The sequence below is a fragment of the Nocardia bhagyanarayanae genome (assembly GCF_006716565.1).
Classification (GTDB): Bacteria; Actinomycetota; Actinomycetes; order Mycobacteriales; family Mycobacteriaceae; genus Nocardia; species Nocardia bhagyanarayanae.
In genome coordinates, this window is the sequence record NZ_VFPG01000001.1 from 4161677 (window position 1) to 4175294 (window position 13618).

At 69.4% G+C, this 13618-nt stretch carries 14 protein-coding genes; 8 read left to right on the top strand and 6 right to left on the bottom strand.

Annotated elements, in window-relative coordinates:
• Positions 1-94: 94 nt before the first annotated feature.
• The gene (locus FB390_RS17805) at positions 95-721 is read right to left on the bottom strand and encodes a GNAT family N-acetyltransferase (protein ID WP_141809941.1); all 627 of its coding nucleotides are present in this window, start codon (positions 719-721) and stop codon (positions 95-97) included.
• 388 nt (positions 722-1109) lie between these two features.
• On the opposite strand from FB390_RS17805, the gene gap reads away from it, so the two are divergent.
• The 4 genes from gap (at position 1110) to FB390_RS17825 (ending at position 4960) form a co-directional block, all read left to right on the top strand.
• On the top strand, positions 1110-2129 hold the full coding sequence (gene gap, locus FB390_RS17810) for a type I glyceraldehyde-3-phosphate dehydrogenase (protein WP_141809942.1): 1020 nt from the start codon (positions 1110-1112) through the stop codon (positions 2127-2129).
• Positions 2130-2134: 5 nt separating this feature from the next.
• Positions 2135-3349: a phosphoglycerate kinase gene (locus tag FB390_RS17815; RefSeq protein WP_141809943.1), complete on the top strand. Its 1215-nt coding sequence runs from the start codon at positions 2135-2137 to the stop codon at positions 3347-3349.
• Between the two features lie 3 nt (positions 3350-3352).
• Positions 3353-4138, top strand: a complete 786-nt coding sequence (gene tpiA, locus FB390_RS17820) for a triose-phosphate isomerase (protein ID WP_097244446.1) — start codon at positions 3353-3355, stop codon at positions 4136-4138.
• 180 nt (positions 4139-4318) lie between these two features.
• Positions 4319-4960: a DUF1579 family protein gene (locus FB390_RS17825; protein ID WP_185757071.1), complete on the top strand. Its 642-nt coding sequence runs from the start codon at positions 4319-4321 to the stop codon at positions 4958-4960.
• Here the strand turns inward: FB390_RS17825 and FB390_RS17830 are convergent, their stop codons facing one another.
• Positions 4961-5755 (bottom strand): META domain-containing protein, encoded by a 795-nt coding sequence (locus FB390_RS17830; RefSeq protein WP_141809945.1) that lies wholly within the window; start codon positions 5753-5755, stop codon positions 4961-4963.
• A gap of 212 nt (positions 5756-5967) precedes the next feature.
• Between FB390_RS17830 and FB390_RS17835 the strand changes: the two genes are divergently transcribed.
• The 4 genes from FB390_RS17835 (at position 5968) to FB390_RS17850 (ending at position 9614) form a co-directional block, all read left to right on the top strand.
• The gene (locus FB390_RS17835) at positions 5968-6537 is read left to right on the top strand and encodes a DUF3841 domain-containing protein (RefSeq protein ID WP_246124078.1); all 570 of its coding nucleotides are present in this window, start codon (positions 5968-5970) and stop codon (positions 6535-6537) included.
• A 140-nt stretch (positions 6538-6677) separates the two neighbouring features.
• Entirely contained in the window at positions 6678-8288 is a 1611-nt protein-coding gene (locus FB390_RS17840) for an MFS transporter (protein WP_141809946.1), read from the top strand.
• Between the two features lie 81 nt (positions 8289-8369).
• Positions 8370-8603, top strand: coding sequence for a preprotein translocase subunit SecG (gene secG, locus FB390_RS17845; protein ID WP_141809947.1), 234 nt, complete (start codon positions 8370-8372; stop codon positions 8601-8603).
• A gap of 102 nt (positions 8604-8705) precedes the next feature.
• On the top strand, positions 8706-9614 hold the full coding sequence (locus FB390_RS17850) for a LysR family transcriptional regulator (protein ID WP_141809948.1): 909 nt from the start codon (positions 8706-8708) through the stop codon (positions 9612-9614).
• A 1-nt stretch (position 9615) separates the two neighbouring features.
• On the opposite strand, the gene FB390_RS17855 is transcribed toward FB390_RS17850, so the two are convergent.
• The 4 genes from FB390_RS17855 to FB390_RS17870 are packed head-to-tail and all read right to left on the bottom strand — an operon-like array spanning position 9616 to position 13582.
• Positions 9616-10425, bottom strand: coding sequence for a carbohydrate ABC transporter permease (locus FB390_RS17855; protein WP_141809949.1), 810 nt, complete (start codon positions 10423-10425; stop codon positions 9616-9618).
• The gene (locus FB390_RS17860) at positions 10418-11368 is read right to left on the bottom strand and encodes a carbohydrate ABC transporter permease (RefSeq protein ID WP_141809950.1); all 951 of its coding nucleotides are present in this window, start codon (positions 11366-11368) and stop codon (positions 10418-10420) included. Before FB390_RS17860 ends, FB390_RS17855 begins: the two co-directional genes overlap by 8 nt.
• A 4-nt stretch (positions 11369-11372) precedes the next feature.
• Positions 11373-12221, bottom strand: a complete 849-nt coding sequence (locus FB390_RS17865; protein WP_141809951.1) for a metallophosphoesterase — start codon at positions 12219-12221, stop codon at positions 11373-11375.
• Positions 12218-13582 carry an ABC transporter substrate-binding protein gene (locus tag FB390_RS17870; protein ID WP_141811858.1) on the bottom strand — a complete coding sequence of 455 codons (1365 nt, stop codon included), beginning with the start codon at positions 13580-13582 and terminating at the stop codon, positions 12218-12220. The genes FB390_RS17865 and FB390_RS17870 overlap by 4 nt, the downstream gene beginning before the upstream one ends.
• Positions 13583-13618: the final 36 nt, after the last annotated feature.

Below are 13618 nucleotides of genomic sequence, written 5' to 3' on the forward strand. Positions count from 1 at the left end.
TCGGTTCACCACACGCCCCGAGCGCCGACCTCCGGCGCTCGGGGCGTGTTGCGTGTTCTCAGGTGTCCGAGGGAGCTCTTCGTCCGCGCGGAGTTCACGCGCCGGGATCGCGAAGCATGGCCCAAGTCGTGGGGCCGCCGTCCGGCAGGTCCACGGTCGCGGTGACGCGGAAGCCCAGCCGCTCGTAGAAGCCGACGTTGCGTTTCTCGGAGGTCTCCAGGAAAGCGGGCACGCCAGCGCGATCGGCGGCCGCGAGACCGGGCCGGATCACCGCGCCGCCGAGCCCGCGGCCCTGACTGTCCGGGTCGACGCCGACGGTGCCGAGGAACCAGACGGGTTCGACCGGGCGGTGCGGCGCGAGCGCGGCGTCCGCTGCGGCATATGCCGCAGCGCGATCGCCGGCGAGGTCGGCGAACCGAGGCGCGAGTTCGGCGAAGGCCGGGCCGGCGTCGGTGGCCGGCGTGGTCCAGACCGCGACGGCCGCGCCCTCGTCGGCGATCCAGACCCGGCCGTGTGGCAGGCCGATGTGGGTCAGGAAGAGTTCCTGCATGCCGCGAACCCGCTGCTCGTGGTCGCGAGCGTCGATGGTGTGGCGGGTCCACGCGTAGTCGGCGAAGGCCCGGCCCAAGGTCCGGGTGGCACGAGGGATGTCCGCGGGCGTCGCCGATCGCACGGTCGGGGGAGCGGGCTGAGACGACTGTTCGGTACGCACTCGATCCATCCTGCCGCGCCACGCGGGATTCGCCAGCGAATATTCGGCCCCGCCCGAGCGGTCGCCCGTCGGCCACCTCGGCCGGTGCGGGACGGGGGCGTCGGCGCGTTTTCGGGTGGCTCGATGGCGAAAGGCTTTGCGGCGCTGCGCTTTCGCGACACGCGGTATTCCGTCGAGGGGGCTTGTCGATGATCGGCTCTGGACGGCACGCCCGGCGGAAGTCGTTCGTATCGGCTGCGACGTGGCCCGGTGCTGGGCCGTCGGGCGCCGGATCGTGACCGGTCACGGCCCTCGGGCGGTCCTCACCATGCCAGGTGCGTGTCGGAGAGGTGACCACAGGGCACTAGTGTGAGTAAGGCATCGGAATGAATCCGCTTGAAAGCTGAGGAGCGATAACGTGACAGTCCGGGTAGGCATCAACGGCTTCGGTCGTATCGGACGTAACTTCTTCCGGGCGGTGGAGGCGCAGAAGGCGCTCGGCACCACCGATATCGAGATCGTCGCGGTCAACGACCTCACCGACAACGCGACCCTGGCCACGCTGCTGAAGTACGACTCGATCCTCGGCCGTCTGCCGCAGGATGTCTCGCTGGACGGCGAGGACACCATCGTGGTCGGCGACCAGCGGATCAAGGCCCTGGCCATCAAGGAAGGCCCGGCGGCCCTGCCCTGGGGCGACCTGGGCGTCGACGTGGTCGTCGAGTCCACCGGCATCTTCACCGACGCCACCAAGGCCAAGGGCCACCTGGCGGCGGGCGCCAAGAAGGTCGTCATCTCCGCCCCGGCCAAGGGTGAGGACCTGACCGTGGTCATGGGTGTCAACGACAGCCAGTACGACGGCAGCCAGAACATCATCTCCAACGCGTCCTGCACCACCAACTGCCTCGGCCCGCTGGCCAAGGTCCTCAACGACGAGTTCGGCATCGAGCGTGGCCTGATGACCACGATCCACGCCTACACCCAGGACCAGAACCTGCAGGACGGCCCGCACAGCGACCTGCGCCGCGCCCGCGCCGCCGCGCTGAACATCGTGCCCACCGGCACCGGCGCCGCCAAGGCCATCGGCCTGGTGCTGCCCGAACTGCAGGGCAAGCTGGACGGCTACGCGCTGCGCGTTCCGGTCCCGACCGGCTCGGTCACCGACCTGACCGCGACCCTGCGCAAGTCGGCCACCGTCGACGAGATCAACGCCGCGTACAAGGCGGCCGCCGAGGGCCCGCTGAAGGGCATCCTGAAGTACAACACCGACCCGATCGTGTCCAGCGACATCGTCACCGACCCGCACTCGTCGATCTACGACGCGCCGCTGACCAAGGTCATCGACGATCAGGTGAAGGTCGTGTCCTGGTACGACAACGAGTGGGGCTACTCCAACCGCCTCGCCGACCTCATCGGCCTCGTCGGCAAGTCCCTCTGACCGGCATGGCAGTCAAGACACTCCAGGATCTCCTGAACGAAGGCGTCGAGGGCCGGGGCGTGCTGGTGCGCTCCGACCTGAACGTCCCCCTCGACGACAACGGCGAGATCACCGACCCCGGCCGCATCATCGCGTCGGTGCCGACCATCGAGGCGCTGGTACAGGCCGGCGCCAAGGTCGTCGTCACCGCGCACCTGGGCCGTCCCAAGGGCGAGCCGGACTCGAAGTTCTCGCTGGCTCCGGTCGCCGCGAAGCTGGCCGAGCTGCTCGGCCGCAACGTCCAGCTGGCCGGTGACGTGGTGGGCTACGACGCGCTCTCGCGCTCGGAAGGCCTCACCGACGGCGACGTGCTGCTGCTGGAGAACGTGCGCTTCGATCCCCGCGAGACCAGCAAGGACGACGCCGAGCGCGGCAAGCTCGCCGCGGCGCTCGTCGAGCTGGTCGGCGAGGACGGCGCGTTCGTCTCCGACGGCTTCGGCGTCGTGCACCGCAAGCAGGCGTCGGTCTACGACGTGGCCAAGCTGCTTCCGCACTACGCGGGCACGCTGGTCGCCGCCGAGGTCGACGTGCTGGCCAAGCTGACCGAGAACCCCGAGCGGCCGTACGCGGTCGTGCTCGGCGGTTCCAAGGTCTCCGACAAGCTGGCGGTCATCGAAGCGCTGGCGCCGAAGGTCGACACCCTGGTGATCGGCGGCGGCATGTGCTTCACCTTCCTTGCCGCACAGGGCCTTTCGGTGGGCTCCTCGCTGCTGCAGGAAGAGATGATCGAGACCTGCAAGGGCCTGCTCGAGCGCTTCGGCGACGTCATCCACCTGCCGCGCGACATCGTGGTGGCGGACAAGTTCGCGGCCGACGCCGACTCCAAGATCGTGCCCGCCAACGAGATCCCCGAAGGCTGGATGGGTCTCGACGTGGGCCCGGAGTCGGTCGACCGGTTCACGGCGCTGCTCACCGAGGCGAAGACGGTGTTCTGGAACGGCCCGATGGGCGTGTTCGAGTTCGCGAACTTCGCCGCGGGCACCCGCGGGGTCGCCGAGGCCATCGTCACCGCGACCGGCAAGGGTGCGTTCACCGTGGTCGGCGGCGGCGACTCGGCCGCGGCCGTGCGCGCGCTCGGCCTGCCCGAGGACGGTTTCTCGCACATCTCCACCGGCGGCGGCGCGTCGCTGGAGTACCTGGAGGGCAAGGAACTCCCCGGCATCAGCGTGTTGGAGGACTGATCCATGGCACGTAAACCGCTCATCGCGGGCAACTGGAAGATGAACCTCAACCACCTCGAGGCCATCGCCCTGGTGCAGAAGATCGCCTTCGCGCTGCCGGAGAAGTACTTCGCCAAGGTGGACGTGGCGGTCATCCCGCCGTTCACCGACATCCGCAGCGTGCAGACCCTCGTCGAGGGTGACAAGCTGCTGATCACCTACGGTGCGCAGGACGTCTCCATGTACGACTCGGGCGCCTACACCGGTGAGATCAGCGGCGGCATGCTCGCCAAGCTCGGCTGCACCTTCGCGGTGGTCGGACACTCGGAGCGGCGGCAGTACCACAACGAGGACGACGCCACCGTGCTCGCCAAGGCCAAGCAGGCGCTGAAGCACGGCATCACGCCGATCGTCTGCATCGGCGAGGGGCTGAACGTCCGGGAGGCGGGCACGCACGTCGAGTACAACCTCGAGCAGCTGCGCGGTTCGCTGAAAGGCCTGACGGCCGAGGAGATCTCGAAGGTCGTCATCGCCTACGAGCCGGTCTGGGCCATCGGCACCGGCAAGGTCGCCACCCCCGCCGACGCGCAGGAGGTGTGCGGCGCCATCCGCGCCGAGCTCGGCGAGCTGGCCTCGCCCGAGGTCGCCATGGAGGTGCGGGTGCTCTACGGCGGTTCGGTCAATGCCAAGAATGTCGGCGAGCTGGTCGCTCAGCCCGACATCGACGGTGCGTTGGTCGGCGGCGCGTCGCTTAAGGGTGACGAGTTCGCCACGCTCTCGGCGATCGCCGCGGGCGGTCCGCTGCCCTGAGTTGGTCGACGGCGTCGCTTTGACGCCGCATGAACGGCCCGGTATCGCGCGTGCGATACCGGGCCGCTTCCGTTTCGGCGGCGCCTGTTTCGTTCAAGGCGAAACCGCGCGCCGGATGATGGCACGGCGCCTTGTGTGATGATGGGCTGATTCCGATCACCAAGGCCGACAAGGATTTCCGTGCGCTCCACTCTTTCCCGTGCCCTGAGTTCCCTCGCGTTGGTCGCCGTCGCCGCGCTCGGCGCCGGGTGTTCCGACGATACGACCAGCACCGCGGCCGCGTCGCCGACGACGTCCGCGGCGACCATCGACCCGAGCACCCAGGACCCGGGCCATCGCAGGCTGAACCAGTTGGTCGGCGAATGGCGCGGTGACAAGTCGACCTACGTCGCGGGCGGCACGCCGGACAAGCCGCTCCGGACCGAGATCGTCTCCCGGTGGCAGTGGATCGCCGAGACCGGCAACAACTTCCTCCGCGAGGTCGCCACGGGCGATTTCGGCGACCGGCCCTACTACCGGCAGGGCACCCTCGGCTACTCGCCGACCGACAACCGGTACGAGTGGTCGACCGTGGACAGCGTGACACCGATGATGATGACCTACAAGGGCGCCAAGGACAGCGGCGGCAGCGACACCGAAATCACCGTGCTCGGCGAGTTCACCGACCCGGGCGTGCTCGGCGAACGCTTCGTCGGCAAGACGATTCCGATGCGCACCACGATTCGCCTGGAATCGGCGGACCGGGTCGTGATGGAGCTCTACTTCACCCCGCCGGGCGAGGCGGAGATGATCGCCGACCGGGTGATTCTCACCAGGAAGTGACTACCGGGCCGTCAGGGTCAGGCCGTGCCCGTTCGCGTTGCGCAGGGTGAGCACGTCGGCGTCGATGGTGGCGGTGGTCTGGCCGTCGAGCACCCGCAGCACCGCGGCCTCGACCTCCATCACCTCGGGCGGGCACATCATCTTGGTGGTGGCCACCTGAAAGGTGACGTTCGCGGCGTCCTGGCTCGGTTCGACGGTCGCCGTTCCGGTCAGCCGGTTGCAGCCCGCGGAACCGGAGACCGAGCCGTCCTCGGCGATCACCAGCGTCGGCTTCGCGTCGACGATGGCTTGGGACTGGATCTGCGCGTCCGGCGTGATCAGCCCGTTCACCACCCACGTGGTGCCGCGCAACGGTTTGTCCGGCTGCGCGACCTTCTTGTCCAGCAGCGTGACGGTCTGCTCGTTGTTCTTCAACGTCAGGGTGTCGCCTTCGAGCTGCCAGGTCGGCGCGGAGGTCAGCAGGGTATCCACCCACTGATCCGCGTCCGCGAGGTCGCCGGGACAGCCGATCAGCGTGCTCGCGAGTTCGTCCACCCGCAGCACGTGCTCGGTCAGCGTCACCGCTCCGGAAATGGTGTTGCACCCCGCGTAGGCGGTCACGATGCCGTCGGCGAACCGCAAGCTGAGCGGCCCGCCACCCGGAATCGGCGCGCCTTCCACCTCGGTCGACAGGAAGGTCCGCCCCATCGGCGTCGCCTCCGGCTCACTCGGCCCGCTCTCGTCTCCGTTCCCGCAGGCGGCGACACCGAAGGCGAGCAGCAACACCGGAACCAAGCGCACGAGTGAGGACGGCATGCGCGCGATGCTACCGAGATCCCGTCCCGCAGCGCGGCAACCCATTCCGGCCGGTCGGCCCTTCACGCGGCGTCCGGGGCCGGCGATTGCCCGCTTCAGCGGGGCCGCCGCCGAAATCGACTTCGGCTTTTCCGGCGGGATGGGCACAATTCCATTGACCGGGCGACGTGATCGCCGAGCCGCTCGGAGTCGACGATGCGGGGAGGGTGTGGGTGCGAGTCTGGACCTTGCAGGCGCCGGAAGTCGTTGCGGCGCTGCGGGACCGGGGGCGGTATCGGGCGTCGTGGGAGCGGGTGATCGTGAATTGGCGGCCCGCCTATCGCGCCATGGTGGCGCAGATGGAGCGCAACGGCATCGCCTGCGGCGGCGCTCCGCCGGTCTGGTGCTGGCCGGGGCGGGCGCTGCGCCCCAGCCGGGTGCGCACGACCGCGGACCTGCTGCTCGGCGACGACCAATGGGCGCACGGCGTGTGCCTGCTGCGGTTGACCGTTCCGCCCTCGGCGACACTGACGACGTCCTACGCCCGCTGGAACGACTACCTGGGGGAGACGATGGCCCTGCTCGCGGCGGCGGGACGATCGGACGGTCCCGCGTCCGGGCCCGACGAGGCGGCGATGGATTGGCGCGGCGTCCCAGTCGACGCATGGGACGCCACACAAATCGTTCTCCCGGAGCTGCGCCGCGAATGGCTGATCGACGTCCGTCGCTACCCGCCGGGAGCCGAAACCGTGGCGCGCATCGAATCCGCGGGTGTTGGGTCCCACGGCCCCGGACTCGCGTAGTCCGGGGCTGCGCTGTGCCGTAGGACGACAGTTCCTCGATGCGAATGGTGGTGTCGGCGAGAGCCGGACCGCGCCGGCTGCGGTGACCAGGCGGCGTCGGCCGCCGACGTATTGGCGGAGCGGGGCCGGCGCTCGGCGATATGCTGTGCCGAGTGACCACCGCCGACGCGACGACCCCCCTCTCCACTTGGGCGCCGCTGCGGTCGCCGATCTATCGGGCGCTGTGGATCGCGCAGCTGGTGTCCAATCTCGGCACGTGGATGCAGACGGTCGGCGCGCAGTGGATTCTGGTGGACGAGCCGAACGCGGCGACGCTGGTGTCGTTCGTGCAGACCGCGATCACGCTGCCGGTCATGCTGCTGTCCATACCCTCCGGCGTGCTCGCCGACCTGGTCGACCGCCGCCGCCTGCTGCTGGGCGCGCAGTCCACGATGGCGGTGCTGGCCACGCTGCTGGCGATCTCCACCGCGACGGGCCACACCACGCCCGCGGTGTTGCTCACCCTGCTGTTCCTGCTCGGTTGCGGACAGGCGCTCACCGCGCCCGCGTGGCAGGCGATCCAGCCGGAACTGGTACCGCGCGAACAGATTCCGTCCGTCGCGGCACTGGGCAGCATGAACATCAACATCGGCCGCGCGGTGGGACCCGCGGTCGCGGGCGTGCTGGTCTCGCTGTCCGGGCCCACGCTGGTGTTCGCGCTCAACGCGGTGTCCTTCGCCGGGATCGTCGCCGTGCTGACCGTGTGGCGCAGGCCGGTCACCGACCGGCAGCTGCCCACCGAGCGACCGCTGGCGGCACTCCAGGCCGGCACCAGGTTCATCCGCGCCGCGCCCGCGATCCGGCGGGTGCTGCTGCGGTCCATCCTGTTCATCGCCCCCGCCAGCGCGCTGTGGGCGCTGCTTCCGGTGATCGCGCGGGACTCGCTCGGCCTGTCCTCCTCGGGCTACGGCCTGATGCTCGGCGCGCTCGGCGTCGGCGCCGTGCTCGGCGCCTTCGGCCTGTCGCGGATCCGCGCGCTGCTGACGCCCACGCAGCGGCTGACCGCGGCCGCCGTGCTGTTCGGCATCGCCTCGGCGGGCGCGGCACTGCTGCACAACGTGGCCGTGGTGCTGGTGCTGCTCGTCGGCGCGGGTCTGGCCTGGCTGCTGGCCATGTCGACGATGAACTCCACCATGCAGCTGCTGCTGCCCGCCTGGGTGCGCGCCCGCGGGCTCTCGGTCTACATGCTGGTCTTCATGGGCGGGCAAGCCATCGGCTCGCTGCTCTGGGGGTTGGTCGCCGGTGCGCTCGCCCCGGTCACCGCGCTGCTCGTCGCCGCGGCGCTGCTGGCCGCAAGCGCGGTGAGCAGCGTGTGGCTGCCGATCCGGCACAACGCCGAGGAACTCGATCTCACCCCGTCGGCGTTCTGGCCGGAGCCGCAGCTGGTGGTCGAACCGGAGCCCGACGACGGGCCCGTGCTGGTGTTGCGCGGCTACGACGTGCCGGAGGACAAGGTCGAGGAATTCCTCGGCGCGATGGCGTACGTCGGCCGCTCACGCCAGCGCACGGGGGCGATGGAATGGCGGCTGTATCGCGACGTCGGCGTGGTCGATCGGTACGTCGAGGCCTTCGTGGTGCGCTCCTGGGCCGAGCACATGCAGCAGCATCAGGTGCGGCTCACCGCGCAGGACCGGATCCGCGAGCACGCGGTGGCGGAGTTCGACGCGGGCGAGGATCAGATCACCCATCTGGTCGCGATGGACCGTCGATGACGCGGCCCTGCATCCCGGCCGCGTCGATCACCGCCGAGCCCCATTAGGCGCGGGATCCGCGCACCCCATAGGATGGTCGCCATGCGGATGTTCCTGGATATCCTCCTGATCGTCACCAGCGTGCTGCTGGTGCTGCTGGTGCTGCTGCACCGCGCCAAGGGTGGAGGCCTGTCCAGCCTGTTCGGCGGCGGCGTGCAGTCGAGCCTGTCCGGCTCCACCGTCGTCGAGAAGAACCTCGACCGCGTGACGATCTTCACCGGCCTCATCTGGGTCATCGCCATCCTCGGCATCGGCCTGGAGATCAAGTTCGCCTGAGCGGGCAACGGCCCGGTCATCGGGCCTGCCGCGAACGTTGGCGCGCGATTCACTTCCCGTTACTCGACACCGTTAGCGTGACGAGCACGGGAAGGAGTCGGTATGGAACTCCGGCATCTGATGTCGTTCCTCGCGCTCGCCGAGGAACTGCACTTCGGTCGCGCCGCGCAGCGGCTGCATCTGACCCAGCCGAGCCTCAGCGCGCAACTGCGGAAACTGGAGAAATCCCTCGGCGTGCAACTGGTGTCCCGGAACTCGCACGAAGTGAAGCTGACACCGGCCGGACGCGAGTTCGAGGGACAGGCCCGGCTGATCGTCGCGCAACTGGATCGCGCCGCCGAGGTCACCAAAGCCGCCGCCGCGGGGCATTCCGGCAGCCTGAATGTGGGATACAACCTGCCCGCGAGCAGGCACGTGCTGCCCGACGCGCTGGCGAGGATGGCGCGCGACCACCCGGATGTCACGGTCTCGCTGTGGGAGAAGCGCACCGGTCCGCAGCTGGCCGCGCTGAGCGACGGGACGCTCGACGTCGGCCTGGTTTACGGCCATCCGCACACCGCCGCGTTCCGCTATCGCCCATTGCTGCAACGCATTCCGCTGGTGGCCGTGGTGGGGCGGACGCACCGCTGGGCGGGGCGCTCGGGGGTCCGGTTCGCGGAACTCGCCGAGCAGCGGTGCGTGCTCTTCGCCCGTGAGCAGTGCCCGGCGATGTACGACTCGATCTTTCGTGCGGCCGCCGACAACCGGATCGGTCTCGATGTGGCGCAGACCGCCGACGATCCCGGCGCGACCGCGCACATGGTCTCGGTGCGGCCGTTCGTCGGATTCGCCTCGCTGCCGAGGGCACAGTCGATGAACATGGGCGGCCCCGACAGCAGCGCCGTGGCGGTCAAGCTGCTCGATCCGGTGCCGACCCTCGATCTGTTCGCGGTGTGGCGCGCCGAGGAGACCAACCCCGCGGTGGGACTGTTCCTCGACGCGATCGAGGCATCGCAGACGGTGCCGGTCTAGCTCATTTCAGCCCGGAGCGTACGAACGCGTTCGTGATCTGGCGCTGCAACACCAGATACAGCAGCAGCACCGGCAGACAGGCGAGGCTCGCCACCGCCATCATCGGTCCCCAGTCCTCTCCCTCGGTGCCCATGAAGCTGCGCAGGCCCAGTTGCAGCACGCCGTTGGAGCGGCGCAGCACGACCGCCGGCCAGAAGTACTCGTTCCACGCGTTGACGAACAACAGGATGCCGAGCGCTGCCAGTGCGGGCCGCAGATTCGGCACCACGACGGTCCACAGGATCGACCACGACGAACGGCCGTCCAGCTTCGCCGCGGCGACCAGCTCGGCTGGGAAGCTCGCCATGTGCTGGCGCAGCAGCAGCACCGCAAGCGCGGAGCACAGCGTCGGCAGCACCACACCGATCAACGTGTCGATGAGCCCGAAACGGTTGAGCAGCACATAGTTCGGCAGCATGGTCACCTGGAAGGGCACCAGCCAGGTGCCGACGAACGCCAGATACAGCACCCGCTGGAACGGGAAGGAGTACATGGCGAAGGCGTAGGAGGCGAGCAGCGCGACGAGCAATTGCGCCGCCGCCGAGCACAGCGCCACCGCGGCGGTGTTGACGAAAAGCCCCGCCAGATCGACCTTCTCGGCCGCGTCGGCGTAGCTGTCCAGCGAGAGCGGCCACGGGATGGGCGAAAGTGACATCACGTCGGCCGGTCGGCGCAGCGCCGTCGCGAACAACCAGTACACCGGGAACGCGCAGACCGTCGCGATGCCGCCGAGCAGCAGATGGCGGCCGACGCCGCGCAGACGCTCAATCATCGTGATAAGCAAGCCTTTCCGATAGCCACACCAGCGATCCCGCGACGGCGGCGAAACCGGTGAACAGCAGCACGCCCGCCGCCGCGCCGAGCCCGGCGTCGAAACTGTGGAAGGCGTAATCCCACAGCAGGTAATAGACATTCGTGGTGGCCTGCGCCGGACCACCCTGGGTCATCGAGTCGATGAGCGGGAAAGTCAGCGTCGGCGTGAGCAGGACGGTGGTGAGGACCAGGAACAGCAGCGTCGGCGACAGCAGTGGCATGGTGATCCACCGGCGGATCTGCCGCGGACTCGCGCCGTCGACCTGAGCGGCTTCCGTGTAGTCCGGATCGATGCCCGCCAATCCCGCCGAGACCACGAGCGTCGCGAAGCCGAGCAGCTGCCACCCGGTGATGACGATGATCACCGGGTGCGCGGTCGCGGCGTCGTAGACCCAATTGTGCCCCGAACCGAGCATCCGGTCGATCGCACCGCCGCCGGGATGCAGCAGCCAGCGCCAGACCGCCGCCGCCGCGACCGGGGCGACGAGGAACGGCAGGAAGACCAGCGCCTGGTAGACCGTGCGCGCCCGGACCCCGACCCGCCGGGCGGTCATGGCGAGCGCCAGCGGCAGCAGGACCGTGAACGGCAGCAGTCCCGCGATCAGCAACACCGTGCGCGCCAGCGAATCCCGGAAGGCGGGCAGCTCGACCAGCCGCTCGTAGTTGGCCGTGCCCACCGGCCGCATCGGGGAGGTGGGCAGGAGATTCCAGGAGTACGTGGACAATTCGACCGCCTGCACCAGCGGATGGTAGGTCCACACGACGAGCAGCACCAGGGCGGGCAGCAGATACAGATAGGGGACGGCGAAACGCGTTGCGGTGCGGATCTTTTCCCGGGACCGGCGGCGGACCGGCGGCTGATCGACCGCCGGAGCTGCCGACGGCGACTCGACGACGAACATCGCCTCACCCTCGCCCGGCGCCGAGCGCCGCGAGCTGATCGAGCACCTCCCGCTCGTCGCGGTCGTAGACCGACGGCGCCGGAGTGGTCTCCACCGCCGTCGCCACCGTGCCGGAGTCCATCACATCGATACGACTGAAACCGGACCCGGCGAAGCCGCGGTGCCTGCCCGCGGGCGCGAACGGGTCGACCCGATACGCCAGCGCGGGGCCGATCCACACCGGAACGCCCGCCAGCGCACCGGCCGCTGTCGCGTGGTTGTGGCCGCACACGATCATCTGGACGTCGGAACCGCGGACCGCCTCGGCCAGCAGTTCCGGCCGGTGCAGGCGCAGCAGGTCGGGACCGGCGACGGGAGAGGGAATCGGCGGGTGGTGCAACACCAGCAGCGTTCCGCGCGGCGCGGGCGCGCTCAGCTCGGATGCCAGCCAGTCGAGCTGCGGTCCGGTCAGCCCGCCGTGGTGCCGGCCGGGAACGGTGCTGTCCAACACGATGATTCGCAACCCACGCACCCGCATGACATGATCGATCGTGGTCTCGGGATCCACGGTCCGATCGAGCAGCCCCGCGGCGAACGCGACACGCTCGTCGTGATTGCCCATGGCGTAGACGATTTCGGCGCCGAGCGCGGCGGCCGCGGGCGCGACCACCGCGCGCAACCGCTGGTACGCCTCGGGTGCGCCGTTGTCGGCGAGGTCGCCGGAGAGCACCAGCGCGTCGATCGGACGGCCCGCGGCGACCAGCTGGGACAGGGTCCGGCGCACAGTCGCGAACGTGTCGACCGTGCCGTGCACCAGCTCACCCTCCGCACGCAGGTGCAGATCGGTGAGCTGGACGACCGTGACGGCGTTCATGCGACCGGGAGCAGTTTGCGGCCCTGCTCCTGCGCGGCCGTCAGGGTGGACTTCGGATCGGCGCCGTGGAAGACGACGGCCTCGACCGCGTCCATCATGCCGTCACGGATCTGGAGATAGTTGTTGCCCGGCATGGAGATCCACGGCTCCATCGTCGCCAGCTGGGCGACGTTCGGCGCGAGCAGCGGATTGCGGCGCGCCCAGTCCCGCAGGCCGTCCTCGTCGTCGAGCAGGCCGGTGCGCAGTGGCAGATACCCGATGCCCTGCGCGATACGGACGTAGGCGCGCTCGCTGGTGAGGAATTCGATCAGCTGCCATGCCGCGCGCTGCTTGGCCGGGTCGTCGGACAGAATGTACAGGGAGGCACCGGAATTCGTTGGCACGGTCGGCTTGTCGCCGAAGCTCGGCATCGGGGCCGAACGCAGATCCCAGCGATCCTGCGCGCCCTTCACGAACTGCCCCTGGATCGCGCTGGTCTCCAGAATCATGCCGATCTCGCCGCGGCCGAACGCCTCGTACCCCTGCTTCTGGTTCAGCGCGGGCATGGCGCCGCCGCGGACCAGGTCCTGCGCCATCTTCGTCACCTCGACCGCGGCATCCTCCGCGTAGGTGAGGGTGCGCCGGTCCTCGGTGAGCACCCGGCCGCCGTTGGACCGCACCAGCGACTGGAAGCACCAGTCCTTGGCCGTCTTGGTCAGGCAATCGATGTACACGCCGTCCTTGCCGGTCGCCGCGGTGATCGCCTCGGCCGCCTCGGCCACCTGCCGCCAGGTCGTGGGCGGGCGGTCCGGGTCGAGCCCGGCCTGCGCGAAAAGCGTGGCGTTGTAATACAACACGGGCGTGGAGAAGACGAACGGGACGCCGTAGGTCTGACCGTTCCAGTCGGCGAGGGTGCGCGCACGCGGCGCGTAGCCGTGCTCGGCGCCGTCGAAGTTCCGCCGCACCGCGTCCCTGCCGACCAGCGCGTCGAGCGGTTTGGCGCGCAATGCGTTGACGGTGAAATCCAGATCGCTGAAACCCAGCTGAGCCACGTCCGGCGGCGCTCCCGCCACGAGCTGGTTCTGGATGCTGGAGATGGTGTCGGTGGCCGGATTCGGGCTGTTGCCCTGCGGTTTCTGCGCCGTCACCGAGATGTTCGGGTGCGCGGCGCGGAATTCGGTCAGCAGCGCGTCGAAGGTGTCGGTCCACGCACCCGCCATGCCGTAGTTGTAGGACTCGAAGACGATCGAGACCTGTTGATCCGGCGCCAGTTCCGGGACGGGACCGATAGGCGACGGCGCGTCGGACGCCGTACTCCCGAGTCCGCCGCAGGCGCCGGCCGCCAGGGTGGTCGCCAGGGCGATGCCCAGGGCGGAGATCATGCGTTTCACGGGTCGCTCCTCGTGTTCGGTGTTCGT

Coding starts and splice junctions, on each gene's coding strand:
- FB390_RS17805 (WP_141809941.1), bottom strand. CDS start 721: ATGGATCGAGTGCGTACCGAACAGTCGTCTCAGCCCGCTCCCCCGACC.
- FB390_RS17815 (WP_141809943.1), top strand. CDS start 2,135: ATGGCAGTCAAGACACTCCAGGATCTCCTGAACGAAGGCGTCGAGGGC.
- tpiA (WP_097244446.1), top strand. CDS start 3,353: ATGGCACGTAAACCGCTCATCGCGGGCAACTGGAAGATGAACCTCAAC.
- FB390_RS17830 (WP_141809945.1), bottom strand. CDS start 5,755: ATGCCGTCCTCACTCGTGCGCTTGGTTCCGGTGTTGCTGCTCGCCTTC.
- FB390_RS17840 (WP_141809946.1), top strand. CDS start 6,678: ATGCTGTGCCGAGTGACCACCGCCGACGCGACGACCCCCCTCTCCACT.
- secG (WP_141809947.1), top strand. CDS start 8,370: ATGCGGATGTTCCTGGATATCCTCCTGATCGTCACCAGCGTGCTGCTG.
- FB390_RS17850 (WP_141809948.1), top strand. CDS start 8,706: ATGGAACTCCGGCATCTGATGTCGTTCCTCGCGCTCGCCGAGGAACTG.
- FB390_RS17855 (WP_141809949.1), bottom strand. CDS start 10,425: ATGATTGAGCGTCTGCGCGGCGTCGGCCGCCATCTGCTGCTCGGCGGC.
- FB390_RS17860 (WP_141809950.1), bottom strand. CDS start 11,368: ATGTTCGTCGTCGAGTCGCCGTCGGCAGCTCCGGCGGTCGATCAGCCG.
- FB390_RS17865 (WP_141809951.1), bottom strand. CDS start 12,221: ATGAACGCCGTCACGGTCGTCCAGCTCACCGATCTGCACCTGCGTGCG.
- FB390_RS17870 (WP_141811858.1), bottom strand. CDS start 13,582: ATGATCTCCGCCCTGGGCATCGCCCTGGCGACCACCCTGGCGGCCGGC.